Source organism: Cobetia sp. 2AS (assembly GCF_029846355.1).
Classification (GTDB): Bacteria; Pseudomonadota; Gammaproteobacteria; order Pseudomonadales; family Halomonadaceae; genus Cobetia; species Cobetia amphilecti.
In genome coordinates, this window is record NZ_JARWKQ010000005.1 from 59,764 (window position 1) to 83,639 (window position 23,876).

Genomic DNA, 23,876 nt, shown 5'->3' on the forward strand with positions numbered 1-23,876 from the left:
CTTGATGGTGCGACACGCTCATGGCTTTCGAACGGAGTCGATCAGACGCCCTGCTCGCGCGCCATGCGGCGGGCAATCAGCGGAGCGTTCCACAGGCTGGGCAGCAGAATCAGCGACACCGGCACGGCGGTGACGACGATGAAGGATTGCAGCGCGTTGATGCCGCCATCGCCCATCGAGATCAGCAGCGCCGCGACCACGCCCATCATCAGGCTCCAGAACACGCGCACGCCGCGCGGCGGATTGTCGTGGCCGCTCATCACCATCGAGACTGCATAGGTCATCGAGTCACCGGTGGTGGCGACGAACAGCGTGGTCAGCACCAGGAACAGCACCGAGATGGTGAAGCCGAACGGCAGTTGCTGGGTGATGGCGATCAGCGCTGCCGGCAGATTGAAGCCGGTGAACGGACCGGAGACGCTGCCCGGGTTGCTCAGCTCGAAGGCCAGGCCGCTGCCACCGATGATGGTGAACCACAGGCAGGTGACCAGCGGCGAGATGACCGCGATCAGCAGCACCATCTGACGCAGGGTGCGGCCACGCGAGATACGCGCCACGAACATCGCCATCAGCGGACCATAGCCGATGAACCAGCCCCAGAAGAACAGCGTCCAGCCATTCAGCCAACCATCGTCACCCCGGAAGGAAGACATGGCGACGAAGTCACCGACGTAGCGCACCAGGCCCTGCGGGAAGGCTTCGAGCAGGAAGCCGGTCGGGCCCATGATCAGGATGAACAGCAGCAGCGCGCCGCCGAGCAGGACGTTGGTGCTGCTCAGGAACTGGATGCCACGGGTCACGCCGCTGACGGCGGACAGGGTGTAGATGACGGTCAGCACGAGCAGCAGCGTGAGCTGGGTCGCGTAGGTATCGGGAATGCCGAACAGCGCATTGAGGCCATAGCTGACCTGCAGACCGAGGAAGCCGATGGGGCCGACGGTACCGGCCACCACTGCCAGCACGCAGCAGGCATCGACCAACGCACCGATGGGGCCACGCATGACGCGGTCGCCGAACAGCGGATAGAGCAGCGTGCGCGGCTTGAGCGGCAGGCCCTTCTCATAGTGCAGGTACATGAAGATGATGCCGGTCAGGCTGCCGAGCATCGCCCAGGCCAGAAAGCCCCAGTGCATGAAGCTCTGCGCCAGCGCGTTGTAGGCGGCATCGGCATTGCCTGTCGGGGCGTCCGCGCCGAACACCGGCGGCGGCGAGGTGAAGTGAGCGATCGGCTCTGCCGCTGCCCAGAAGACACCACCACCCGCCAGCAACGTGCACAGGATGATGGCCATCCAGCGCAGCGTCGAGATATCCGGCGCCGCCAGCCCGCCCATGCGCACCCGTCCGGTACGGCCGATGGTCAGCACGATGGCGATGACGAAGGTCGCCAGCATCAGCGCTTGCCAGTAGGCACCGAAGTATTGGGTCGAGACACCGAAGGCACTCTGGATGAGCGCGGAGACAGCGTCGAGATCCACCAGTGCGGCGATGGCGAACAGTGCCAATACGCCACCACTGATGATGAAGACGGGCCAGTCGATACCTTGCGGGGTGTGGGCGGGTTCAGCGGGGGGATTTACCGGTGTGGCGGAGCCGGACGAAACAGTCCGGGAAGAATCCGTCATTAGTCAGCCTCTGGGCATGATCTGAGTGACGGTGCAGTGTATCAGCCGTAAAACGCTGAACTATGACACAAGCCGTTGTTTTTACACCTATGTAACGCGACGTATCACCAAGCCTACAGCCGTTTTACATCCGGGCATCGGTGATAACAACTCATGACCTCCCTCGGCTGCCCTCTTCGGGCCATGCCAGACTGATCCGTGCATGACGACATGAAAAGGCCGCCCGAGTGGGCGGCCTTTTTCACTCAGCCAGTTACAGCCCTTGCTCACGCGCCATCTGCCGCGCGATACGCGGCGCATTCCACAGACTGGGCAACAGCACCAGCGAGACAGGCACCGCGGTCACCACGATGAAGGATTGCAGCGCATTGATGCCGCCATTGCCCATCGAGATCAGGATCGCCGCCACGACCCCCATGATGAGGCTCCAGAACACACGCACGCTGCGTGGCGGGTTGTCGTGCCCACTCATCACCATCGAGATGGCGTAGGTCATCGAATCCCCGGTCGTGGCCACGAACAGCGCCGACAGAATCAGGAACAGCACCGACATGATGAAGCCGAACGGCAGCTGCTGGGTGATGGCGATCAAGGCCGCCGACAGATTGAAGCCGCTGAACGGGCCCGAGACGCTGCCCGGGTTTTCCAGCTCGAAGGCCAGGCCGCTGCCGCCGAGAATGGTGAACCAGACACAGGTCGCGAGCGGCGACAGGATGGTGATCAGCAGCACCATCTGACGCAGAGTGCGCCCCCGCGAGATACGCGCAACCAGCATCGCCATCAGCGGACCGAAGCCGATGAACCAGCCCCAGAAGAACAGCGTCCAGCTATCCAGCCAGCCGCTGTCGCCGCGGAAGACCGCCATCGGCACGATATTGTCCAGGTAGTCGACCATGCCCAGCGGGAAGGCCTTGAGCAGGAATTCGGTCGGCCCGAAGAGCACGATGAAGAACAGCATCGCGCCGCCGATCAGCACGTTGGCACTGCTCAGGAACTGGATGCCACGCATCACGCCACTGACGGCGGACAGGGTGTAGACGAGGGTCAGGATGGCCAGCAGTACCAGTTGCGTCGCGTAGGTATCGGGAATGCCGAACAGCGCATTGAGACCATAACTGACCTGGATGCCGAGGAACCCGACCGGCCCCACGGTGCCCGCGATGACGGCCAGTACGCAGCAGGCATCGACCAGCGCGCCGATCGGCCCACGCATCACGCGTTCTCCGAGCAGCGGATAGAGCAAGGTGCGCGGCTTGAGCGGCAAGCCCTTCTCATAGTGCAGGTGCATGAAGACGACACCCGTCAGGCTGCCCAGCACCGCCCAGCCAAGAAAGCCCCAGTGCATGAAGCTCTGCGCCAGCGCATTGTAGGCCGCATCGAGATTGCCGACCGGCGCATCCGGCCCGAAGACGGGCGGCGGCGAGGCGAAGTGCGCGATGGGCTCTGCAGCGGCCCAGAACACGCCACCACCGGCCAGCAGGGTGCACAGAATGGTCGCCATCCAGCGCGGTGTGGAGATGTCAGACGTCGCCAACCCGCCCAGTACCACGCGCCCCGTGCGCCCGAAGGTCATGCCGACGGCGACGAGGAAGGTCACGATCATCAAGCCCTGCCAATAGGCACCGAAGTAGGTGGTCGAGAAGTCGAAGGCATGATTGATCAGGGCCGACACGCCGTCCAGGTCGATGAGCGCGGCGGCGACGAACAGCGCCATCACGCCTCCACTGAGGAGGAAGACCGGCCAATCCAGACTGCGGGAGCTGTTGAGCGCGCTGAGTTCGGAATCAGGAAGTGAAGCTGCTTTATCAGAAGAGGATGCGGTGTGATCAGCAACAGATGCGGCGTGATCGGAAAGGGGAGCTGCTTGGGTTGCGGAGCCGGACAAGCCAGTCCGGGTGGTATCCGTCATTAGTCAGCCTCGGGGCATGATCTGAGTGACGGGGCAGTCTAACAGGCGAGAAAGCGCCGAATATGACACAAGTGATTGTTTTTACACCTATGTAACGCGACGTATCATCAAGCCAACAGCCTCATTACATGCCTGCCACCCCGTAACCGTCAGCGAGAGGCTCGCCGCGGGAGCGCGCAGCTGCGAGGATGGAGTCACACGGTGACGGCCCTGCCGGTCGCCTTCGATCCACTGCCGCTCGCGGCCCCTGCAACGAACGCAAGCCATGACCTCGCCCCGTCGCCGCGACTTCACCCCCGCGATGAAGCGTCGCAACCAGCATCTGCTCAAGGACGTGACCTGTGCCCAGAGCGCACCGCTCAATGTCGCCTTCATTCTCCTGCAGCATTTCTCGATGCCCGCCTTCACCAGCGCCCTCGATGTGCTGGTCACGGCCAATCTGCTCCGCGATATCCCCTTCTATCGCATTCACACCTTCGGGGTGACGGCGGGCAGCGTGCGCAGTGATCTGGGCATCGACATCATGGCCAGCGCCGGGCTCGAGTCGCTGGGGCAGGCGCAGATCGACATGATCATCGTGTGCGGCGGCTACCGGGTGCAGCTGGACGAGATTCCCTTGCTGAGCGAGGTCTTGCGGCGAGCCGACCACCAGGGCTGTCGCCTCGGCAGCCTGTGGAATGGCAGCTACTTTCTGGCGGCCGCCGGGGTGATGGCGGGCCATCGCTGCACCATCCATCCCGAGAATGCGGCGCTGTTCAGCGAGTCATTCCCCCAGCTGGAGCTATCGCGTGCCCCGCTGGCGGTGGAAGCGGCGCGCTTCAGCTGCACCAATGCCGGCAGCGCGCTGAACATGATGCTGGAAGCCATGCGCCAGCGTCACGGCGATGACCTGGCGCGCAGTGTCGAGGAAATCCTCGCCTGCGAGCGCCCCGCGACGCCCAGCCCCTGGCATCCGGACCAGACGCTGCCCGCGCCGGACAGCCAGCACCCGGAGGCACTGCGCACCATCCTCGAGCTGATGAGCAGCAACCTCGAGGAGCCTTTGAGCATGAGCGAGATCTCGCACTGCGTGACGCTGTCACGCCGCCAGATCGAGCGCCTGTTCACCCGCCATCTGGATACCACGCCCTCGCGCTACTATCTGGAGCTGCGCCTGACCCGGGCACGCCAGCTGCTGACACAGGGCAACGCCAGCATCACCGAGGTCACCGTGGCCTGTGGCTTCGTCAGCACCACCCACTTCAGCCACTGCTTCCGCGATTACTTCGGCATGTCGCCGACGCGAGCGCGTCAGCAGCGCTGACGGTGCCCTGTCGCTGACGTGCCGGCGCCGCTCCACAGACTTTCCGCCACTGAAACGCAAGACGCCGCCCCGAAGGGCGGCGTTCTTTCGTTGAGCTTGTGCTCACGGGGCTTTCTTGCCTCGCTTCAGGCTCACATCAGGCAGAAGCCGTCTGCAGCTCGCGGCGCTCATGACGCTGACCGAGCAGGAAGACGATCAAGCCCGCGATGGCCATCGCCACCCCGACCAGGCCGATGGAGGAATGCGACGGGCCATAGGCGAAGGCCATGCCGCCACACCAGGCGCCCAGCGCATTGGCGATGTTGAAGGCCGCATGATTGAGCGTCGCCGCCATGGTCTGGGCGTCTTCCGCCACATCCATCAGGCGCATCTGCAGCGCCGGTGCCAGCCCGATGCCGGTGCCGACCAGCCCGACGAACAGGATGCCGCTCCAGACACCATCGGCGGCGAAGTAGAAGCCGCCCTGCACCAGCGCGCTCCAGATCAGCACGGCAGGGATGGTGCGCATCAGGTCGATGTCCGCGGCACGGCTACCGATCAGGTTGCCGATGATGGTGCCCACCCCGAAGACGGCCAGCACCATCGGCACCAGATTCTGGGACAGCCCGGCCTGGACGTTGAGCGTCTCCACCGCATAGCTGTAGACACTGAACATGCCACCGAAACCGATGCAGGCGATGCCGAGGGTATAGAGCACCCGCGGCTTGATCAGCGCGGCCAGCTCGGTGAGCGGAGTCGCATCCTGATTGCCGGCCTGATAGGGCACGAAGCCGCGCACCAGCAGCGCCGTGGCCAGTGCCAGCAGGCCGACGACGAGGAAGGCGGAATGCCAACCGAACAGGCTGCCGAACCAGGTCGCCGCTGGCGCCCCGATCAGAATCGCCACCGTCAGGCCCATCATCACGCGGCCGACGGCCCGCCCGCGCTCGCCGGCGGGAGCAGCATCCGCCGCCACCAGGGCCGCGACGCCCAGATAGACACCATGCGGCAGGCCGGCGATGAAGCGCAGCGCGGCAAAGCTGGTCAGCGACGGTGCCAGCAGGCTGGCCACGTTGCTGACCGCGAACAGCAGCATCAGGCCGATCAACAGCCCGCGACGCGGCAGGCGTGCGCCCAGCGCCGAGATCAGGGGCGCACCGACCACCACGCCCATCGCATAGGCACTGATGGCGTAGCCGACCTGTTGCGAGGACACATTGAAGTCCGCCGCGATGTTGGGCATCAGGCCCATGATCACGAATTCGGTAGTGCCGATGGCAAAGGCACCGAGCGCCAGCGCCAATTCGGCGATGCGCGGATGGCGCGCAACGGGGGAGGCAGACATGTCCGGGTCTCCTGAAACTTGAAAAGGGGGTATCACCCGTGGCCGTACTCAGCCGTGGCGCCGCTGTCAGGGGCAGGCCACGGCTGACATTGCCCGCGCATGGCTGGCGCTACGCAGGGCAAAAGACCACGCGCCATTCATCATCAGCCGGAAGGCGGGAATGAATGGCGCGCGGGACAGGTAACGGGTGATGCGCTCGTGCGCGGCCTCTCTGGCGGAGGCCTGCGGCACGTCTGGCGCTGCTCTATCGACTTATGTACGCGTCTGGCAGGGCGCGAGGGGAATCACGGGAGTGCGCAAGCTCAGGCCAGCGTGGCGAGGCGGCGGCAAACCGTGTGTCCCTTCAAGACCCCAGGCCGGCGCGAGAACTTGCTGACGCGAGAACTGGCCGACGCTTGAGTGATAACTGAAATATACGACCATTGTTGCAGATAACGCCACGCCAACCCAGCCACTTCGCGACGACAACTGTGATGCCCGAGCTGCAACATTGCATCATGGGACTGTCATGCGCGCGTGCAGCGGAAGCGGGGTGGATTATGCGATAATGCCGCGATTCAGCGACAGCAAGCGGATCACTTCCATGTCTTCGACTTCTTCAGCATCTTCCTCGGCGGCCAGCAACGCACGTGGCACGCTCTACATCATTTCCGCGCCGTCCGGCGCCGGCAAGACCACCCTGGTCAAGGCACTGCTGGAGCGCATGGACGGTATCGGCGTGTCCGTCTCGCACACCACCCGTGGCCAGCGCCCGGGCGAGCAGGATGCCGTCAACTACCACTTCGTGGATGTCGATCACTTCAAGACCATGATCGAGCAGGGCGACTTCTTCGAGCACGCCCAGGTCTTCGACAACTTCTATGGCACCTCGCGTCCGGCGGTCGAAGCTCGCCTGAGCAAGGGCGAGGACGTCATCCTCGAGATCGATTGGCAAGGCGCCCAGCAAGTGCGCGCCCAGGTGCCGGAAGCCGTCTCCATCTTCATCCTGCCGCCATCGCGTGAAGCGCTGCTCGAGCGTCTGTCCGGCCGCGGTACTGATGGTGAGGACGTGATCGCGCGTCGCATGCGCGATGCGGTCAGCGAGATGTCCCACTACGACGAATACGACCTGATCGTCATCAATGATGACTTCGAGCAGGCCCTCGACGAGCTGTGCGGACTCGTCAATGCCCAGCGTGCGCGTCTGCCGCGCGTGCAGCATCGCCACGCGGCACTGCTCGATTCCCTGCTGGCCGACTGATGACGGCGGCGGGAATCCGGCTGCTCGGTCAGACCCTCAGTCAGCCGTTCGGTCAGCCTGACAGTCGGGCAGGACTTGCCGGCTTTCGTCCTGATCATGCGCGCTGTGGTCGCGTACGCCGCCGACAGACGCGCCAGGCGAAGGAGTTGATCGCGCCTGACTTGTCATGCAACAACGGCGTCGAGTAGACTCGATTCCCTTTCAGAATCATTGGCCGCTGAGCCGTCTCGCCCCTGGCGGGCCGGCTCAGCGGCATTGTGCTTGCGTCGTGTGCGAGATACTGTCAGATGATCAGGGTAAGTGACCCCTAGCGGTCGCGGCACTCTGCGCTGATTACACGCCGACAGCGAACCCCGAATATCCCGCTATTGATAGGTGCACCGCCATGGCTCGCGTAACCGTAGAAGATTGCCTCGAGAACGTCGACAACCGCTTCCAGCTGGTGATGATCTCCACTCGTCGTGCCCGTCAGCTGTCACGCGGCAGCCGCAACGCTCAACTGCCGTGGGAAAACGACAAGCCCACCGTCCTCGCCCTGCGCGAAGTGGCGGCCGGTCTGGTCGGTCGTGACATCCTGAACGAGCCGGTCGAAGCTCCGATCCAGCGCAAGCCGGTAATGCCGCAGATCGAAGACTGAGCCCACGCTCAACCTGCCGACTGCATGTGTGCTTCCGCACCTCTGCCACTCCCGCCCTCGCGGCCGGAGCACGGGGTGCGGGCCCGGAATCACTCTGAGCCAAGGCCGCTGAATGTTCACGATCGATGACCTGGCAGACCGCCTGGGCGGTTATCTTCCCGAGGAAGAGATCCGTCAGGTTAGGCGCGCCTTCTATTACGCCGAGCAGGCCCATGATGGCCAGCGCCGGCGTTCCGGTGAGCCCTATGTGACCCACCCGCTGGCGGTGGCGAACATTCTCGCCAACATGCACATGGACCATCAGAGCCTGATGGCCGCCATGCTGCACGATGTCATCGAAGACACCAGCGTGACCTTCGAGGCACTGGCAGGCCAGTTCGGCGAACCCGTCGCCCTGCTGGTGGATGGCGTCTCGAAGCTGACCCAGATCACCTTCGAGGACAAGGCCGTCGCCCAGGCCGAGAACTTCCAGAAGATGGTGCTGGCGATGTCCCAGGACATCCGCGTCATCATCGTCAAGCTGGCCGACCGTCTCCACAACATGCGTACCCTCGGTGCCCTGCGCCCCGAGAAGAAGCGTCGCATCGCCCGTGAGACGCTCGAGATCTACGCCCGCGTCGCCAACCGTCTTGGTATCAACACCATTCGCGTCGAGCTGGAAGACCTTTCCTTCCAGGCGCTGCACCCGATGCGTTCCGAACGCATCAAGCGTGCCGTCACCGCCGCGCGTGGCAATCGTCGTACCCTGATGCGCGAGATCCAGGCCAGTCTGCAGAACGCGCTGGAGCGCGATCAGCTGCCCGGCTCGGTGATCGGTCGTCAGAAGCATCTGCTGTCCATCTATCGCAAGATGCGTGACCAGCAGAAGCCCTTCAATGAATTGATGGACGTGTTCGGCTTCCGCATCATCACCGATGACGTGGACAGCTGCTATCGCATCCTCGGCGTGGTGCACAATCTCTACAAGCCGGTGCCGGGTCGCTTCAAGGATTACATCGCGATCCCCAAGGCCAACGGCTACCAGAGTCTGCACACCACGCTGTTCGGCATGAACGGCATGCCCATCGAGGTACAGATCCGTACCCGCGAGATGGAAGCGATGGCCAACAACGGCATCGCGGCGCACTGGCTGTACAAGGCCGGCCAGACCGACCGCCCCATCGGCGCCGGCAGCCATGCGCGTGCCCGCGAATGGGTGCGGGGTCTGCTCGAGATGCAGCGCCATGCCGGCAACTCGCTCGAGTTCATCGAGCACGTCAAGAACGACCTCTTCCCCGACGATACCTACGTGTTCACCCCCAAGGGCGACATCATGGAATTGCCGCGGGGCGCGACGGCGGTCGATTTTGCCTATGCGGTGCACACCGATGTCGGCAACAGCTGTATCGCCTGCCGCATCGATCGTCATCTGGCACCGCTATCCTCGCCGCTGGAGAGTGGCCAGACCGTCGAAGTCATCACCGCGCCGGGCGCCAAGCCCAATCTGGCGTGGCTCAACTTCGTCACCACGGCCAAGGCGCGCTCTGCCGTGCGCCATTACCTCAAGCATCAGCAGCGCAGCGAATCCGTGACCCTGGGTCAGCGTCTGCTCAACAAGGCGCTCTCCGGGCTGGACTCTTCCCTCGAGCAACTGCCGCCCAGGCGTCTCGATACGCTGGCCGCGGAGCTGGAGCTGGAAGGCGGGCGTGATGACCTGCTCGAGTCCATCGGGCTCGGCACCCGCGCCGCCTACAGCGTGGCCCAGAGCCTTCTGAGCGACACGACCAGCGCCACGGCGCAGCAGCCCAAGTTCTCGGCCAAGGACGGCAACGTCCAGGCGGAGAACAGCGGCAACAGCCCGATGCAGGTCAGCGGTGGCAACAGCATGGTCACCAGCTATGCGCGCTGCTGTCACCCGCTGCCCGGCGAGCCGATCATGGGCCATCTGTCAGCCGGCAAGGGGCTGGTGGTCCATCGTCAGGAATGCAGCAACATCACCGAACTGGCCAGCGACCCGGAACGCGTCTTCCCGCTGACCTGGGCCGATCAGGTCGAAGGCGACTTCACGGTGGCGCTGCGTATCGAGGCACAGACCCAGCGCGGCCTGATCGCCGAGCTGGCCGAGCTGGTCACCGATGCCGAAGCCAATATCGAGCGCATCGGCATCGAGGAACGCGACGCCCATCTGGCCATCGTCAATCTGACGCTGGCCGTGCGTGATCGCATTCATCTGGCGCGCATCATCAAGCGCATGCGCAACCTGTTGCACGTGGAGCGAATCACCCGCGTCCTCAGCTGATCTACCGTACTGGCCGCGTCGTCCGCCACTGGCGGGCGGCGCGGTTTTTGTTTTCAAGGCTGCCGCAGAGCGGCCATCGGACACGTTCTTCTGAACACCCGTGTCGCGGCCAAGACCGACTGCAGTGCAGGACCTGACCGCGACCGAACTCGCCGTGGACGGCGAGACCCTATAACCACAATCGTAACCCGCTGCTGAAGGCCGCCACCGCACAACACTCGCAACCGGCAAGGCTTGAGCGCAGTCACAAGGAGCATGTCATGAGCAATCGCGCGATCATCAACACCGACAAGGCCCCTGCTGCCATCGGTCCGTATTCCCAGGCGATCAAGGCGGGCAACACCGTCTATCTGTCCGGCCAGATTCCGCTGGACCCGCAGACGATGGAAGTCGTCGAAGGCGGTATCGAGGCACAGGCGCGTCAGGTCTTCACCAACCTGAATGCCGTGTGCGAAGAAGCCGCCGGCAGCCTGGGCGACATCGTCAAGCTCAACCTCTACCTGACCGATCTGGACGACTTCGCGCGCGTCAACGCGGTGATGGAAGAGTTCTTCACCGCGCCCTTCCCGGCGCGTGCCGCGGTCGGCGTCAAGGCGCTGCCCAAGGGCGTGGCCTTCGAAGCCGAAGGCGTGATGGTCATCGGTGACTGAGCACCCGCTCACTGACGATGGCAGGTCACCCGCGAGAAGTGGCTGACGCAGAGACGACAGTGCCCGCCCCGGGATTCCGGGGCGGGCACTGTCAGTTGGCGCTTCATCTGGGCACTGCGTCACTCAATAACTGGCCGCTCGTCAGCCAGTCTCGGCGAGCAACTTATCCACACCCGGTCAAACGACTCGAGGCACAACCGCATGTGGATAAGTGAAAGCGGCAGTGATCAGCGGCCCGACAATTCGCTCTTCGGCACCGTCACGCCGTGCTCCTTGAGCACCTCGGCATAGCCTTCGCGGAAGGTCGGGTAACGGAAGGTGTAGCCGCTCTCGAGCAACAGGGCATTGCCGCAGCGCTTGCTGGAACGCCGCCGCAGCGGTGACTGGATCACCTCGGTGGACTCGACCTTGAGCTGACGCGCCAACCAGGCCATCACTTCGTGCAGCGGTGCGCCATCGCAGTCGGTGGCCAGATAGATCGGCTCGACCGGCTTGCCCTCGAGGCTAAGCGCGATCAGGTGCGCCAGCACGCCCGCGCAGTCGTCACGGTGGATGCGGTTGGAGTAGAGTGGCGGGTTGCTGGCGGCGATGCGACCATCACGCGCCTGGCGAATCAGCATGTCGCGGCCCGGCCCGTAGATGCCGGAGAAGCGCACCACGGTGCCGTTGAGCGAGGAATCGAGCAGTGCCTGCTCGCCTTCGCGCATCAACTGGCCCGAGAAGCTGGTGGCATCGGTGGGCGACTGCTCGTCGACTTCCTCGCCATCCTTCTGGGCGTAGACCGAGGTCGAGGACACGAACAGCACGCGGGTCGGCGGTTTGGCGCGCGACTCGAGCTCCGTCACCAGCGCCCGAATGCCGTCGACGTAAGCGGCGCGATAGGCCTCTTCGTCGAAACGGTCGGCGCTCAGCACATGTACCACCGTGTCGGCATCTGGCAAGCTGGCCAGTGCACCTTCGGCAGTGATGTCCAATGCCAGCGTCTCGATGCCGAGATCCGCAAGCTTGGACACATCGCGCCTGACACCAATGACGTGCTGACCGGCCTTGAGCAGTTCGCGCGCCAGCGCGCTGCCAACGTCGCCACAACCGAGGATGAGACTCGTCTTCTTCACCTTTGCCGTGCTCCTTGGTAAAACGAATCGGTACCCACCGCATCCCAGGATGCCAGTTCCGGGCAGGAATCATGACTCTAACAGAACTCCGCTACATCGTAACCTTGGCCCAGGAGCGTCATTTCGGACGCGCCGCAGAGCGCTGCTTCGTCTCGCAGCCCACCCTGTCGGTGGCCGTCAAGAAGCTTGAGGAAGAGCTGGGAGTCGCACTGTTCGAGCGTTCCAAGTCCACCGTACAGGTCACACCGCTCGGCGAGAAGATCGTTCAGCAGGCTCAGCGCGTGCTGGAGCAGTCCAGCGTGATCAAGGAACTGGCCAATTCCGGCAAGGATCAGCTCTCCAGCCCGTTGCGCATCGGCGCCATCTATACCATTGGACCGTATCTTTTCCCGCACCTGGTGCCGGAACTGACGCGGCGTGCGCCGAAGATGCCGCTCTACATCGAGGAAGGCATGACCGGCGACCTGCGTCGCAAGCTGCGCAATGGCGAGCTGGACGTGATCATCGTCGCGCTGCCGTTCACCGAGACCGACGTGCTGACGAAGATCCTCTACGAAGAGCCCTTCGAAGTCCTGCTGCCGGCCGGCCACCCCCTGCTCGAGCAGGACAGCATCGCCAAGGAGCAGCTGATCAACGAGCGTCTGCTGATGCTCGGCGAGGGTCACTGCTTCCGTGATCAGATTCTCGAGGCCTGCCCGGCCATCGGCAATCAGATCAACAACCCCGAGAATACGCTGATCGCCGAAGGCGGCTCGCTGGAAACCATCCGCCACATGGTCGCCTCCGGTCTCGGTATCACCGTGCTGCCCTACTCGGCGACCGGTACCGGTCATTACGAGAGCGGCGTGCTCGAGACGCGGCCCTTCAAGGACCCGGCCCCCAGCCGCAGCGTGGCGCTGGCATGGCGGGCCAGCTTCCCGCGCCCCAAGGCCATCGACGTGATCAGCCAGGCGATCGCCGAGTGCTCCAATCGTGCGCGCCAGAGCAATGAGAACGGCATGCAGGGCTCCGCTTCCCAGAGCCACGAACCGGCATGAGCAGGGCGGGCACGGAAGCCTCATCTGCCGGGCCCGCCAGCGCCGGTGCCTTCGCCACCGGCGCGCTGGCCCAACCGCTGGACAGCCTGAGCGGCGTCGGCCCCGCGCTGAGCGAGAAGCTGTCGCGCCTCGGACTGGAGCGCGTCGCAGACCTGCTGTTCCATCTGCCGCTGCGCTATCAGGACCGGACCCGCGTCACGCCCATCGGCACGCTCAAGAGCGGCATGGAAGCGGTGGTCGAAGGCGAGGTGACGGCCTGCGACATCGTCAAGGGCCGCCGCCGCAGTCTGCTGGTGCGCCTGCGCGATGGCAGCGGCATCCTCAGCCTGCGCTTCTTCCACTTCTCCCCCGCCCAGCAGCAGCAATTCCAGCGTGGCCATAGCGTGCGCTGCTTCGGCGAGGCACGCGCCGGGGCCACCGGCCTCGAGATCTACCATCCGGAATACCGCCTGCTCGGCCAGGGTGCCGCGCCGGTGGAAGACCACCTCACGCCCATCTATCCGGCCACCGAAGGCCTCAATCAGGCGCGCCTGCGTGCCCTGATCGCCCAGGCGCTCAAGCAGCTCGAGGAAACGCCCCATGAGCTGCCGGACCTGATCCCCGAGGCGCTGCGCACGCGCTTTCGCCTGCCCGGCGTGATCGAGTGCCTGCGCTTTCTTCACGAGCCACCGCCGGATGCGCCCGTCGACCAGATGAGCGACGGCGTGCACCCGAGTCAGCGCCGCCTCGCCCAGGAAGAATTGCTCGCCCACCAGTTGAGTCTGCGTCAGGTGCGCGCGCGGATCCAGCAGGATGGCGCGCCCTCGCTGAGCGCCAGTGGCGGCCTCAGCACGCGCTTTCTCGCCCAGCTGCCCTTCTCGCTGACCGGCGCCCAGCATCGCGTGCTGGAAGATGTGCGCCGCGACCTGGCGCGCGAAGTGCCGATGTTGCGTCTGGTGCAGGGCGATGTGGGCTCGGGCAAGACGGTGGTCGCCGCACTGGCGGCGCTGATCGCGATCGGCGGCGGCTGTCAGGCGGCCTTGATGGCGCCCACCGAGATTCTCGCCGAGCAGCACTATCGCAACTTCCGCGAATGGCTGGAGCCATTGGGCATCGAGGTGGCGTGGCTGGCCGGCAAGCTCAAGGGCAAGGCGCGGCTGGATGCCAAGGCCGCCATCGCCGATGGCCGGGCACGCATGGTGGTCGGCACGCATGCGCTGTTTCAGGCCGATGTGACCTTCCAGCGTCTGGGGCTGGCGATCGTCGATGAGCAGCACCGCTTCGGCGTGCATCAGCGCCTCGCATTGCGGGCGAAGGGGGAAGCCGGTGGCCTGACACCGCACCAGCTGATCATGACCGCGACGCCGATTCCGCGCACCTTGGCGATGAGCGCCTACGCCGACCTCGACCTGTCGGTGATCGACGAGCTGCCGCCGGGACGCACCCCGGTACAGACCGTCGCGGTGGCCGACCCGCGCCGCCCCGAGGTGGTCGAGCGCATCCGCGCCGCCTGCTCCGAGGGTCGTCAGGCCTATTGGGTGTGTACGCTGATCGAGGAATCCGAGGTGATGACCTGCCAGGCCGCCGAGGTGACGCGTGACGAGCTGACCGAGGCGCTGCCGGAGCTGTCCATCGGCCTGGTCCATGGCCGCATGAAGGCGGCCGAGAAGGCCGAGGTGATGGCGGCGTTCAAGGATGGCGAGCATGACCTGCTGGTGGCGACCACGGTGATCGAGGTCGGGGTCGATGTGCCGAATGCCAGCCTGATGGTGATCGACAATCCCGAGCGTCTCGGCCTGTCGCAGCTGCACCAGCTGCGTGGCCGTGTCGGGCGTGGCAGCACCGAGAGCTTCTGTGTGCTGCTCTATCATCCGCCGCTGTCGCAGCACTCCAAGCAGCGCCTGGCGGTGATGCGCGAGACCACCGACGGCTTCAAGATCGCCGAGAAGGACCTCGAGCTACGCGGCCCCGGCGAAGTGCTGGGCACGCGTCAGACGGGGCTGGCGGGGATGAAGATCGCCGATCTCGAGCGTGACAGTGACCTGATCGCCCCGACCACCACGCTGGCCGATGCCATCCTCAGCGAGGCCCCGCAGGCCGCGGAGCCCTTGATTCGCCGCTGGCTGGGCGAGGCGGCCGGACAATACGGCGCCGTCTGAGTGCTAAAAATGTGTAACCTAACGCCCTTGAGCTACTATTTCTAAAATCATATAGATATTCAGTAAGCACTGGATATCTATTATAACTACATGCATAATATTAAGCTAAAAAAATTCGTGAACATAATACCAGCACATTTACATGAGATATATATGAGAAATTCACCTGTAATCAAAGAGGGGTTTGAGTGAGAAAATTCTGGTATTATATTTTTGCAAGCTGTGCATTCGCAAAAGTACTTAACTCAGGTTTTTTACGCATTATCATCCCTCCTGTCGTTGCACTATATTATGGCATCCTCGATATATGGGGCGAGGACTGGAAGGTAATAAAGAACAACATAGACCTCCATGAGACAATCTTTTGCTTTCTTGCTATTTCAACGATATTCATCGTTGTCTTCAATGCAGTTTCTGAAAAAATAAAAGCCACTATCGAAGATAAAGTACTTAAGCTACAAAAAAGCATGTCGGCCTACTGCAACGATTTAGTAAAAGCAAAATCTAAAATGGTAAAGAATAAGGCTAAACATCTAAAGCCGAAGGGCGATCCCTTTAAGCTACTAATTAACCCGAATGATCAGTTAGAAAGATCTATTGATGAAATGCAGAGATTGCTAGAAAATGGATTTGAAGTAAGCCGTCATAAAATTGGTATCACCATCATAAGTTTTAACAAAGAAGAGGGGAAGTGGAAATATTTGTTTAAAAATAATCAAACTCGTCAGCATACCGCTGCGCAAGTAATAATGGAGCGTAACTCAACAGCGAATTACTGCCATAAAAAAGGTGAAAGCTTATTTATATCAGATATCAGGAAAGGACTAAAGGAGCAGGTTTTTTATGCTTCAGATAGATCCAAGGAAGCTGTAATTGGTTCTTTGTATTGCAGACCAGTAAATATACTTGTAAACAATATAAGTTTCGACTATATTTTTACTGTTGCCGTGTATGGAGAATTCCTATGTACACCATACGATGCTAATCAATGTGAAGCCTGTAATTACATACTTGATGACATAGCAAATCGTATAGAAATGGAGTTATACTTACTCTCAGTACAGGAATATCGAGCTAAAGGAGGCGTCTTTAAATGAGCAAAATCCTTATGAGCCAGCCTGATGAATTTAGTTACAAAAAAGGCCTAAAGGTATTTCGTGATATTGCTGTTAAAAAATTCATGACGACAGTTTACTCCATTGAAGAAAAAGAAGATAACAATAATTACACTATAATATTGGGAATCAACAAGAAAGACAATCCGAACTTAGAATGGCAAAAGTGTTTTGAGTATTTGCAGCCGAGCAAGAACGAAAACCACTTAGCAAAATCAAAAGTTAAACATTCAAAGTATCAAGTATATAAAATCAACAAACGCGATGATGTATAGAAAATCAAAAGAACACCTAAAAGCAAAGTTTTAGTTTACAAAAACAATAGTGTTCATAATGTTAGCCACCACGGCTGGCCTTGATCAGCTGGGTGCCGGCGCTTTCCAGCGGCTGCAACAGCCTCAGCACCAGAATCAGCTGTGACAGCGCCAGGCGTCCGGTAGTGGATTCGACCTGCTCGACCTCGGCTTCCAGTGCCGCGATCTCATCTTCGCTGTCCAGCGTGACGGCGATCTCACCGCCCGCCTCCAATTGCTCTCCCAACGCCGTCAGCTGCTGACTCAGGCGCTCGCCATGGCGCAGCAGCGTCTCGATGCCGCTGCTGGCCGAGGCGGTCGATTCCAGTTCGCCACGATGCGCTGCCAGTGCCGAGAGATAGCCGAGCACGGTATGCGCGTGGAGCAGGAAGCCGAAGCCCGGCTCGACATCGCGCCGGAAGTGGCCGGGCTCCTTGCGCGCGGTGGCCAGCAGATTGGAGAAGGCCGCGTCGGCGTTGTGGGCATTGCGGCGTGCCAGACGGTAGGCCAGATCATCGCGCTTGCCATGGCGGTACTGCGACAGCACCTCGCCCAGATAGCGGCCGCTGGTCTTGAGGCTGACGCCGGCCTGGCGATAGAGCTTGCGGCCCTGCCAGTCCGGCAGGATCAACACCACCGACAGCCCGGCCAGCAGGCCGCCGACCAGCGTATCGAACAGGCGCGGCCAGATGAGATCGAAGCCATCGCCGACCTGGTTGAAGCACGCCAGCACCATCAGCGTGATGGCGGCGGTGGCCAGGGTATAGCGCGAGCCACGCGTGGCGAAGAACAGCACCCCCGCGACCACGGCGATCCCGGCCTGGATCGTGGGCGCCGGGAACAGACTGATCAGCGCCCAGCCGGCGACCAGACCGATCAGCGTGCCCAGAATCCGCTGCGCCAGCGTGCGGCGCGTATCGCCGTAGCTGGGACGGCACACGAACAGCCCGGTCAGCAGAATCCAGTAGCCCTGGGTCGGGTGCACTGCCAGCAGCACGCCATAGCCGGCCACCAGCGTCGCGGTCAGGCGCAGCGCATGGCGGAAGATCGGCGAGCGCGGCGTCAGGTGGCTGCGGATACGCTCGAACATGTCGCGCGTGCCGTGGGGCGAGCGGTCCAGCAGGCTGTTGTCGCTTTCATTGCTGACGGCTTCGAGATCATTCAGGCGCGCGATCTGACCTTCGATCAGACGCAGGTTGCTGGCCAGTGCCTCCAACGCCTGCATCAGATGGTGCCACTCGGGCCGCTGCTGTTGCTTGAGATAGACGAGCGAGGCGTTAAGGTCTTCCAGCGCCTGCTGGCTGTCACTGGCATCGAAGGGCTGGCGCATCAACAGCGCCTTGCCGAGCCCGCGACAGGCGCGCCCCTGCTGCTCCAGCAGGCGCTGACAGCGGAACAGGATGTCGTGATGGAAGAAGGCGTCGGTGAGCTGGCCGTAGGGATAATGGCTAGAGCTGGCGCGCTCGTGGAGGTCCTGGGCGATGAAGTAGAGGCGCAGGTAGCGGTCGAGCTTGGTGGTATCGCGCCGCCCGGCGAGACGCCGGAAGACCATCTCCTTGGTCTGGTTGAGCGCCACCACCACGCGACCGTTCTGCTCGGCCAGCGCCAGACGCCGGGCAGACTGGTCGACATTGCGCAGCGGCTCGAACAGCTGCGCCTTGAGAATCAGGTAGCGCCCCAACTCACGGTAGAGCGTCGCCATGCTGTGCTTGAGCGGCTGGCGCGAGAACAGCGCACACCACACGACCGAGAGCAGGCCATACCAGGTCGCCCCGACCACCAGCAGCAACGGCTGAACCAGATTGATGCCCAGCCCCGGCTCACGCAGCCATTCGGGCAGGCTGCGCTCCATCACCGCGATCTGACCATCTCCATGCTGCTGCTCGAGGCTGATCATGGTGTAGACGGCCAGAATCAACGAGGCGCGCGCGATGGCGCCGTAGCGAGCATCGATGGCGCCCAGCATCGGCATCGCGAAGGTGGCCAGCGCCAGCCCGATCACGAAGGGCAGCGGCATGCCGAACAACAGCTCCACCGAGACGGCGGCGATGCTGAAGCAGGCCAGCGTCATGCCCAGCGCGCGCAGTCGACCGCGCCAGTGATCATCGGTTTCCGCCAGCCCCGAGGCGATCACGCCCAGAAACAGCGGAATCACCACCGCCATCTCGTCGAGCCAGAACCCCACCGCCATCACGCCACCCAGCGCGATCAACATGCGTAGCGAATAGCTGAAGGCATCCAGCGTCCACAGACGACGCAGGGAGTGCATGAGGGAGTCCAGGAGAGAGCGTGTCATGAAGTGTTCCGTGACCAGGGCGCCGGGCAGCGCATTAGACTTTAGATTTATATCGCTAGCATAACACCCCGTTCTGCCGTGTCCGAGAGCCAGGGCGCATGCAAGCGTTGGCAGGCGCGTCGAATGTCGAATCGCCACGACGTGCCACTCTGAAGACTCCTGACCTCATTGGCTTTCATGGAGAATACCGATGCATCCTCTTATCGAACGCGTCACTGGCTCCCTCGGGCTGTCACCGGAAATCGCCGAGCAGGCGGTCGGCATGGTTCTCAAGTTCGTGCGCGAGCAGGGGCCAGATGGCCCGGCCGCCTCACTGCTGGGCGCCATTCCGGGGGCGGAAGGCCTGATCGGCAGCGCAGGCGAGGAAGCCGCCGAGTCCGGTGGCGGTGGCCTCATGGGCGGCCTGATGGGCGCCGTCAGCGCCTTCACCGGAGGTGGCGGTGGCGGTGCGCTGGAACTGGGCCAGAAGCTGATGGGGCTGGACCTGAACATGGACCAGGCGCGCGGCGTGGCCGATGAGACGCTGAGTTATGCCCGCGAAGAAGCCGGCGATGGCGTGGTCGATCAGGTGCTCGAAGGCATTCCGGGCCTCAAGCAGTTGCTGTGACGCCTCGAGGGCGTTGAGAGGGTCTTCTCGAACAGCCCCTCGCAAGTAAAGGCTCGCAAGAAAGGCTCGCGACAACTGCTCGTGACAAAACAACGCCCCGCTGATTCTCTCAGCGGGGCGTCTTTCGTTCATGCAGGCACGGCACAGGGTCATTCAGCGAATGCGCTTGAGCAATGACTGCAAGCGGTTGAGCTGGGCCGAATCGCCGACCAGACGCACGCGCTGGTCCATCAGGCCTTGCAGGAAGGCACGCGGCGAGGGCTTGAGCAAAAAGGCCACCGCACTGTCGCTATCAGCGAAGCGCAGCTCAAGCTCGGTATCCACCGGCAGGCCACTGCCCGTGGTGACGCCCGCGTGGGACATGCGGTAGTGACGCGCGATGCTCATGTCTTCGGTCGCGACGCCCCAGTCCAGTGGACGCTTTTCCAGCTCGGCACGAAATTCGGGGTCGCGCTTGAAGGCCCGCTTGAGCAGCAGACCCAGCACCCACAGCAATATCTTGAGCTTCATGGTGTCATTCCTTGAATCGCGAAGCGTCGGTCACGCAGGCCATATGAAAATGCCACCGGCCCCGCAGGGCGGAACCGGTGGCATCAGCATGACAGCCGACAGGGCTTTTGATGACGACGATTGGAAGCCATGGCGACAGCCACCCCGGGTCTGCGCTGAAGCACGAGCCGAGGTTACTTGGTCACTGCATCCTTCAACGACTTGCCGGGTTTGAAGGCAACGGTCTTGCTGGCCGGGATGGTCAGCGGCTTGCCTGTCTGAGGGTTCTTGCCGGTACGCGCCGCACGCTGGCGCACGGTGAATGACCCGAAACCGATCAGTGAGACGTCATTGCCTTTGGCCACGGTATGAGTGATCTCGTCGAGAATCACGTTCAGTACCTGACTGGCCTTGTCCTTGGATAGATCCGCACGCTCGGCGATGGCCGCAGCGAGTTCTGGCTTGCGCATGAAAAGCCCTCCTGGTTTGGCATTCTGCACGGGCGGCCAAGCCGCCGTTTCCATTGTTGTTCTTGCACTTGCTAGCGGTGGCGTATGGCGGCGACGCAATCCGCTCCCGGCAAGCTTTGCCGTATCAAACCTGTCGATGGCAGCAACCTGTCAGACGACGCCCGCTGAGCAGCATGTCTGACGGAGCATTCACTATCGTGCCTGACCGCGCTGGCAGCAAGGGATTTACGACCATCGATCATGGCATCGCCTAGCCTAGCAACGGCGGCGCCTGCCGCGCCAGCTCGACTTTCCTGCGAACGGCGGCGCCTGTCAACGCATATCCAATCAAGCGTTCGTTCATATCCAGTGCACGCGCTTCGAGGTCATCGCCTTCACCGTTGATTTCCCAGCGCGCCACGGCCGAACGCGGCGGATAGGCCACCACCGGCAAGGCCGGTGTCTTGACCAGCACCGGCCACGCCTTCCAGTCGAGCACGCTCGGCTCGCCACACAGGTTGGCTGCCAGGGTGCGCGCAGCCATCTGCAGCGGCTGGACATACATGGCATTGACGCCCTCGACACTGGCGCAATCGCCCAGCGCCCAGATATGCGGCTGGGAGGTGGCCAGGTGACGGTCGACACGGATGCCATCACCACCGGCGCTCAGACCCGCGGCCTGCGCCAGACGAATACGCGGCGCCAGCCCGGTGGCCAGCAGAACCACGGAGCCCGTCAGGCGACGACCGCTCTGCAGTCGCACCTCGACCGGCGCAGCCTGACGCTCGGCCTCCTCGCCCGAGCTTGCGGCGATGGTCTCGACCATCTCGCCCTGGCGACGCGTCACACCGAGCCCATCCAGCGCCGCGCCCAGACGCTGCCCCAGCGCTTGCGGCAGCAGCCCATCCAGCGGAGTTTCCTCCGGCGCGACCAGCGTGACGCGGTGGCCGGCCGCCGTCAGATCATTGGCGTATTCACAGCCGACCAGTCCGGCACCGACAATCACCACATGCCCCTCTTCCCCGCGCTCGCGGGCCTTCGCCAGCGTCGCGCAGAAGGCCGCATAGTCGTCGAGGTCATTGATGCTCTGCACGCGTGAGGCCACTTCCGCGGCGACGGGGAAGGGACGACGCGGCGCGGCGCCGAGTGCCAGCACCAGCTCGTCATAGGCCAGACACTCCTCGCCCAGCCATAGCTGGCGGGCATCACCGTCGATGGCGGTGACGCGTTGATGGGTACGCAGCTCGGCATTCAACTCGTCCACCAGCGCCACCGGCGCCTGACGCGACAGGTCGGTGGCCGACATCTTCTTGGCGAAGGCGGTGGACAGCATGGGCTTGGCGTAATCGTGGCCGCTATCCTGGCTGATGAGGATCAGCCGGCTGTCCTTGTCACGCGCACGCAGCGCGCGCGCCAGACCAATGCCCGCCATGCCGGTACCAATGATGACAAGGGTGCGAGGGTCGCGCATGGCACCATCTCCTGAGATCGATCCGAGGGAAGCGCTGATGAAAGAGCGCCAGCAGCGTCCGTCATGAACGCCGATGAATGCGCCCAGCATACCAGCCCGCCAGCAGTGCAGGCATGCCTGAGCGGGAGGCCTTGCCGCCCGGCCATGCTAGACTCGCCATTTCGTCATCCTGACAGGGAATTCACCGTGGTCCGATGCCCAGCAGGCGAGCCTCATCGCGCAGCGCTCACGCCACAGACCTCCACCTGTGAGGCGCCTCATCCGTCAGCCGAGTCCCTGTGCCAGCCTGCGCCTCGCTGGCCTTCGCCCACGCGCGCGGCACCCGCTGCTTCGGCGGCGGTGCGCCGCCATTGGCAGCCGGCTGCCGCGCTGCAGGGGGTCATGCCAGCCGGCTGGTGGGCGTGGCTCTCCTCGACGGACTCGCTGACCCAGCGTCTTGCCAGCACCATGCAGCAGCAGGATGAACGCGATGACCAGCCCATCCAGGGCCTGCGCGTGCGCCTGCTGCTGCAGGACACCGGCCCCGCACGGCTGGATGAGGCGCGCCTGCTGGGCATCGGCCCACGCCGGCATGTCTGGCGACGCGAAGTGGCACTCTGTCATGGCGATACGCCATGGGTGATCGCACGCTCGCTGGCGGCGCTGGACCTGGCCCACGGTCATCGCCTCTCGACGCTGGGCGAGCGCTCGCTGGGCCATTGGCTGTTTCGCCAGCCCGACCTGACCCGCAGCGCCATCGATGTCAGCCGCGCCCCGCTGGTGCTTTCGAGCCCCAGGCCGCTGGCCCGCACCACCAGCCTGTGGATGCGCCGCTCGATGTTCTCGCATGGTCGCTTCAAGGTGCTGGTGCAGGAGGGCTTCACACCGGCCTTCCAGCACGCGCTGCAGCTGGCCTGAGCCTTGCGGCCGACTGGCCTCGTTTCCCTCTCTTCCCTTGCCCACTACCACCCGCCCAGGAGCCCCGATGACCGCGTCATCCACTTCCGCCGCTTCGCGTCCTTCCAGACTGGCCGACTACCTCGCCCTGACACGGCTGGACCGCCCCATCGGCACCTGGCTGCTGATGTGGCCGACCCTGTGGGCACTGTGGCTGGCGGCAGATGGCATTCCCGAGCGCACGACCCTGCTGATCTTCATCGCCGGGGTCTATCTGATGCGCGCCGCCGGCTGCGTCATCAACGACTACGCCGACCGCCATTGGGACAAGCATGTCGAGCGCACGCGTGATCGGCCGCTGACCTCGGGTCGCATCTCGGAACGCGAGGCGCTGACGCTGTTCGGGGGGCTGGTCGCGGCCGCCTTCGTGCTGGTGTGCTTCACCAACCTGACCACGGTGCTGCTGTCGATCGTCGCCGTGCTGCTAGCGGCCAGCTATCCGTTCATGAAGCGCTTCCATCATCTGCCTCAGGTAGTGCTGGGCGCCGCCTTCGGCTGGGCGATTCCGATGGCCTTCGCCGCGACGCTGGAGGAGGTACCGACCTACGGCTGGTGGCTGTTCGCGGCCAACCTGATGTGGACGGTGGCCTACGACACCGCCTACGCGATGGTCGATCGCAACGACGACCTCAAGGTGGGCATCAAGTCCACCGCCGTGCTGTTCGGGCGTGCCGACAAGCTGATGATCGGCCTGTTGCAGCTGGGCATGCTGGTGGTGTTGATCGGCATCGGCCTGCACTTGGCGCTGGGCATCTTCTACTGGCTGGGGCTGGCTGCCGCCGCCGTCACCTTCGTCTGGCAGCAACGTCTGATCCGTGAGCGTGAGCGTGCGCCCTGCTTCCAGGCCTTCCTGAACAATCATTGGACGGGTCTGCTGATCTTCGCCGGTATCGCCCTGGCGACCTGGCCGATGAGCTGACTCCTGCATAAACATTAGTATTATTTAATTTAAAGCGACCCCTGCCCT

The 23,876-nt window shown here is 63.1% G+C and carries 20 protein-coding genes; 12 read left to right on the forward strand and 8 right to left on the reverse strand.

Going from position 1 to position 23,876, the window contains the following annotated elements:
• Positions 1 to 41 precede the first annotated feature (41 nt).
• On the reverse strand, positions 42 to 1,622 hold the full coding sequence (locus tag QD356_RS13565; RefSeq protein WP_054556342.1) for a BCCT family transporter: 1,581 nt from the start codon (positions 1,620 to 1,622) through the stop codon (positions 42 to 44).
• A 253-nt stretch (positions 1,623 to 1,875) separates the two neighbouring features.
• Positions 1,876 to 3,531, reverse strand: coding sequence for a BCCT family transporter (locus QD356_RS13570; RefSeq protein WP_192838996.1), 1,656 nt, complete (start codon positions 3,529 to 3,531; stop codon positions 1,876 to 1,878).
• A 265-nt stretch (positions 3,532 to 3,796) separates the two neighbouring features.
• Between QD356_RS13570 and QD356_RS13575 the strand changes: the two genes are divergently transcribed.
• A complete protein-coding gene (locus QD356_RS13575) occupies positions 3,797 to 4,834 on the forward strand; it encodes a GlxA family transcriptional regulator (RefSeq protein WP_192838997.1) in 1,038 nt (345 codons plus the stop codon).
• 136 nt (positions 4,835 to 4,970) lie between these two features.
• Here the strand turns inward: QD356_RS13575 and QD356_RS13580 are convergent, their stop codons facing one another.
• The gene (locus QD356_RS13580) at positions 4,971 to 6,158 is read right to left on the reverse strand and encodes an MFS transporter (protein ID WP_153636713.1); all 1,188 of its coding nucleotides are present in this window, start codon (positions 6,156 to 6,158) and stop codon (positions 4,971 to 4,973) included.
• A 583-nt stretch (positions 6,159 to 6,741) separates the two neighbouring features.
• Between QD356_RS13580 and gmk the strand changes: the two genes are divergently transcribed.
• From gmk to QD356_RS13600, 4 genes are all read left to right on the forward strand, one after another.
• A complete protein-coding gene (gene gmk, locus QD356_RS13585) occupies positions 6,742 to 7,398 on the forward strand; it encodes a guanylate kinase (protein WP_052384319.1) in 657 nt (218 codons plus the stop codon).
• Between the two features lie 385 nt (positions 7,399 to 7,783).
• Positions 7,784 to 8,035, forward strand: coding sequence for a DNA-directed RNA polymerase subunit omega (rpoZ, locus tag QD356_RS13590; protein WP_043331755.1), 252 nt, complete (start codon positions 7,784 to 7,786; stop codon positions 8,033 to 8,035).
• Positions 8,036 to 8,147: 112 nt separating this feature from the next.
• Entirely contained in the window at positions 8,148 to 10,313 is a 2,166-nt protein-coding gene (locus QD356_RS13595; RefSeq protein ID WP_192838998.1) for a bifunctional (p)ppGpp synthetase/guanosine-3',5'-bis(diphosphate) 3'-pyrophosphohydrolase, read from the forward strand.
• A gap of 260 nt (positions 10,314 to 10,573) precedes the next feature.
• Positions 10,574 to 10,963: a RidA family protein gene (locus QD356_RS13600; RefSeq protein WP_043331752.1), complete on the forward strand. Its 390-nt coding sequence runs from the start codon at positions 10,574 to 10,576 to the stop codon at positions 10,961 to 10,963.
• Between the two features lie 227 nt (positions 10,964 to 11,190).
• On the opposite strand, the gene QD356_RS13605 is transcribed toward QD356_RS13600, so the two are convergent.
• Positions 11,191 to 12,078, reverse strand: coding sequence for an SDR family oxidoreductase (locus QD356_RS13605; protein WP_043331750.1), 888 nt, complete (start codon positions 12,076 to 12,078; stop codon positions 11,191 to 11,193).
• A 71-nt stretch (positions 12,079 to 12,149) separates the two neighbouring features.
• Between QD356_RS13605 and QD356_RS13610 the strand changes: the two genes are divergently transcribed.
• From QD356_RS13610 to QD356_RS13625, 4 genes are all read left to right on the forward strand, one after another.
• The gene (locus tag QD356_RS13610; RefSeq protein WP_052384315.1) at positions 12,150 to 13,115 is read left to right on the forward strand and encodes a hydrogen peroxide-inducible genes activator; all 966 of its coding nucleotides are present in this window, start codon (positions 12,150 to 12,152) and stop codon (positions 13,113 to 13,115) included.
• Positions 13,112 to 15,253 carry an ATP-dependent DNA helicase RecG gene (gene recG / locus QD356_RS13615; RefSeq protein ID WP_192838999.1) on the forward strand — a complete coding sequence of 714 codons (2,142 nt, stop codon included), beginning with the start codon at positions 13,112 to 13,114 and terminating at the stop codon, positions 15,251 to 15,253. Before QD356_RS13610 ends, recG begins: the two co-directional genes overlap by 4 nt.
• A gap of 188 nt (positions 15,254 to 15,441) precedes the next feature.
• Complete coding sequence (locus tag QD356_RS13620) at positions 15,442 to 16,350, forward strand: hypothetical protein (RefSeq protein WP_192839000.1); 909 nt, start codon at positions 15,442 to 15,444, stop codon at positions 16,348 to 16,350.
• On the forward strand, positions 16,347 to 16,643 hold the full coding sequence (locus tag QD356_RS13625; protein WP_192839001.1) for a hypothetical protein: 297 nt from the start codon (positions 16,347 to 16,349) through the stop codon (positions 16,641 to 16,643). Before QD356_RS13620 ends, QD356_RS13625 begins: the two co-directional genes overlap by 4 nt.
• Positions 16,644 to 16,704: 61 nt before the next feature.
• Here the strand turns inward: QD356_RS13625 and yccS are convergent, their stop codons facing one another.
• The gene (gene yccS, locus QD356_RS13630) at positions 16,705 to 18,957 is read right to left on the reverse strand and encodes a YccS family putative transporter (protein WP_192839002.1); all 2,253 of its coding nucleotides are present in this window, start codon (positions 18,955 to 18,957) and stop codon (positions 16,705 to 16,707) included.
• A 190-nt stretch (positions 18,958 to 19,147) separates the two neighbouring features.
• Between yccS and QD356_RS13635 the strand changes: the two genes are divergently transcribed.
• The gene (locus tag QD356_RS13635; protein WP_192839003.1) at positions 19,148 to 19,564 is read left to right on the forward strand and encodes a hypothetical protein; all 417 of its coding nucleotides are present in this window, start codon (positions 19,148 to 19,150) and stop codon (positions 19,562 to 19,564) included.
• A 153-nt stretch (positions 19,565 to 19,717) separates the two neighbouring features.
• Here the strand turns inward: QD356_RS13635 and QD356_RS13640 are convergent, their stop codons facing one another.
• The 3 genes from QD356_RS13640 to QD356_RS13650 form a co-directional block, all read right to left on the reverse strand.
• The gene (locus QD356_RS13640; RefSeq protein WP_054556348.1) at positions 19,718 to 20,074 is read right to left on the reverse strand and encodes a hypothetical protein; all 357 of its coding nucleotides are present in this window, start codon (positions 20,072 to 20,074) and stop codon (positions 19,718 to 19,720) included.
• Positions 20,075 to 20,247: 173 nt separating this feature from the next.
• Positions 20,248 to 20,523, reverse strand: a complete 276-nt coding sequence (locus QD356_RS13645; protein WP_024952843.1) for an HU family DNA-binding protein — start codon at positions 20,521 to 20,523, stop codon at positions 20,248 to 20,250.
• 250 nt (positions 20,524 to 20,773) lie between these two features.
• A complete protein-coding gene (locus QD356_RS13650) occupies positions 20,774 to 21,973 on the reverse strand; it encodes an FAD-dependent oxidoreductase (RefSeq protein WP_192839004.1) in 1,200 nt (399 codons plus the stop codon).
• Positions 21,974 to 22,312: 339 nt separating this feature from the next.
• Between QD356_RS13650 and QD356_RS13655 the strand changes: the two genes are divergently transcribed.
• Positions 22,313 to 22,870 carry a chorismate lyase gene (locus QD356_RS13655; protein WP_279878196.1) on the forward strand — a complete coding sequence of 186 codons (558 nt, stop codon included), beginning with the start codon at positions 22,313 to 22,315 and terminating at the stop codon, positions 22,868 to 22,870.
• Between the two features lie 67 nt (positions 22,871 to 22,937).
• Entirely contained in the window at positions 22,938 to 23,828 is an 891-nt protein-coding gene (gene ubiA, locus QD356_RS13660; protein ID WP_192839006.1) for a 4-hydroxybenzoate octaprenyltransferase, read from the forward strand.
• Positions 23,829 to 23,876: the final 48 nt, after the last annotated feature.